The sequence below is a fragment of the Cryobacterium sp. 10I1 genome, from assembly GCF_035019805.1.
Taxonomy (GTDB): Bacteria; Actinomycetota; Actinomycetes; order Actinomycetales; family Microbacteriaceae; genus Cryobacterium; species Cryobacterium glucosi.
Map to the genome: position 1 here is coordinate 1 of NZ_JASJVF010000389.1, position 2103 is coordinate 2103.

The following is a 2103-nucleotide window of genomic DNA, read 5'->3' on the forward strand; positions in this document are numbered from 1 at the left end:
TCACGATCCCGACAGATTCCTGGCGACCGGTTTTCGTCGGCCAGATCATCCTCGTCGCCATCTGCGTTCTCGCCGCGATCGCGTTCTTCCGCACCGTGATCTGGGTCGACAGGGACGGCGTCTCCGAACGCGGCTTCCTGGGCAGGGTCACGAGCTACGACAAGTCCGTGATCGGCACCATCGTGCTGCTCGACCTCTACGAAAGCGGCGCGCTCGACACGCACCCGCAGCTGTTCATCACGGGACTCGACGGCCGGCTGCTGCTGCGGATGCGCGGCCAGTTCTATTCGCGCGGGGCGATGGAGATGATCGTCGAACAGCTCGACGCGCCGATCGTGCGGGTCGCCGAACCGATGACGCTGCAGGACCTCAACCGGTCCCGGCCCGAGCTGCTCTACTGGTTCGAGCGCCGCTACACCTCCCACACAAGCTGAGCGGATGCCGGGCGGCGGCTCAGCGCCGGCGGCGGGTTCCGAAGATGCCGGCAACGACCCCGGTCAGGATCGACTTCGTCACGGACGACCCGAGCACCTCCTCGAGCACGCTCTTCTGCGGCTTCGCGCTCGTGCGGGTGCGCGCCGGGCCCGCGGTCTGCCGCATCAGCCGGTCGTATTCGGCCTGCGCCTTCCGGTCGGCCTGCTCCCCGGCCCGCGCATCCTTCGCCTCCTGCGCGGCGGCGGCCTTGTCCGCCTTCTCGCGCTCCGCGGCCGCCTTCGCCGCATCGAGCGCCGCCTGCTCTGCCGCCTGCTGCTCGGCCGCGGCCCGGTTCGCCGCCTCGAGCTTGGTCGCGAGGATCTCCCGCGCAGACTCCCGGTCGATCGCGGCGCCGTATGTCGCCAGGAGCGGCGAGGCCGCGACGGCCGACTCGATCGCGGCATCCGCAGTCGGAGACATCGACCCCTGCGGCGCGCGCAGCCGCGTCCAGGCCACGGGGCTCGGGGCGCCCTTCTCGTTCATCACCGTCACGATCGCCTCGCCGGTTCCGAGCCCGGTGAGCACCTCTTCGAGGTCGTAACCGGAGTTCGGGAACGTCGAGACGGTCGCCCGCAACGCCTTGGCGTCGTCCGGGGTGAAGGCCCGCAGCTGGTGCTGCACACGGGAGCCGAGCTGGGCGAGCACATCGCCGGGCACGTCCTTGGGGGTCTGGGTGACGAAGAAGATGCCGACTCCCTTCGAGCGGATGAGGCGAACGGTCTGGGTGATCGACGCGAGGAAGTCCTTGGAGGCGTTCGCGAAGAGCAGGTGCGCCTCGTCGAAGAAGAACACGAGCTTGGGCTTGTCGAGGTCGCCGACCTCTGGCAGGTCGTTGTAGAGGTCGGCGAGGAGCCACATCAGGAACGTCGAGAAGAGCGCTGGCTGGTTCTGCACGCCGGGCACCTCGAGCAGGCTGATCACGCCGCGGCCGTCCGGCGCGGTGCGGAGGAACTCCCGGGTGTCGATCTCGGGCTCGCCGAAGAACACGTCGGCGCCCTGGTCGGCGAAGGTGATCAGCTCGCGGAGGATCACGCCGACGGTCGCCGGGGACAGTCCGCCAAGCCCGGCGAGCTCGGCCTTGCCTGCCGGGCTCGTCAGGAAGCTCAGGACCGCGCGCAGGTCGGTGAGGTCGAGCAGCGGCAGGCCGGCCTGGTCGGCGTAGTGGAAGACGAGGCCGAGGCTGGACTCCTGGGTGTCGTTGAGGCCGAGGACCTTGCTGAGGAGCAGCGGGCCGAACCCGGCGACGGTCGCGCGCACCGGTACACCGCGGCCGGTGCCGCCGAGGGAGAAGTACTCGGTCGGGGCGGCCTGGCCGGCCCAGTCCTGCCCGATGCCGGGGTGCGGCGTGCTGTCCCCTTTAAGGTGGCTATCCGGCACGCTCTCTCATTCGCGATAATCTGGGTACACCGGCTAGGGGGAACGCTTAAGGTGAAAGTCACTGGGGGACCGCTCATTCGGGCGCACGCTCTGAGACCGCACGGCCGGTTGCTCCGGCAGTCCGGTCTGTCCGTGCTGGCCCTCGTCGCCCCGGTTTCCGCCGTGCTCTACTGGCTCACGATCCCGACAGATTCCTGGCGACCGGTTTTCGTCGGCCAGATCATCCTCGTCGCCATCTGCGTTCTCGCCGCG

The 2103-nt window shown here is 69.4% G+C and carries 1 protein-coding gene and 1 pseudogene; one reads left to right on the forward strand and one right to left on the reverse strand.

Going from position 1 to position 2103, the window contains the following annotated elements:
* Positions 1-434 (forward strand): hypothetical protein (locus tag QN345_RS18330; RefSeq protein WP_323509037.1); only part of this gene is annotated, 434 nt, incomplete at its 5' end.
* Between the two features lie 19 nt (positions 435-453).
* Here QN345_RS18330 and QN345_RS18335 read toward each other — a convergent pair.
* Positions 454-1809, reverse strand: a pseudogene (locus QN345_RS18335) (helicase HerA-like domain-containing protein); the annotation flags it as partial.
* Positions 1810-2103: the final 294 nt, after the last annotated feature.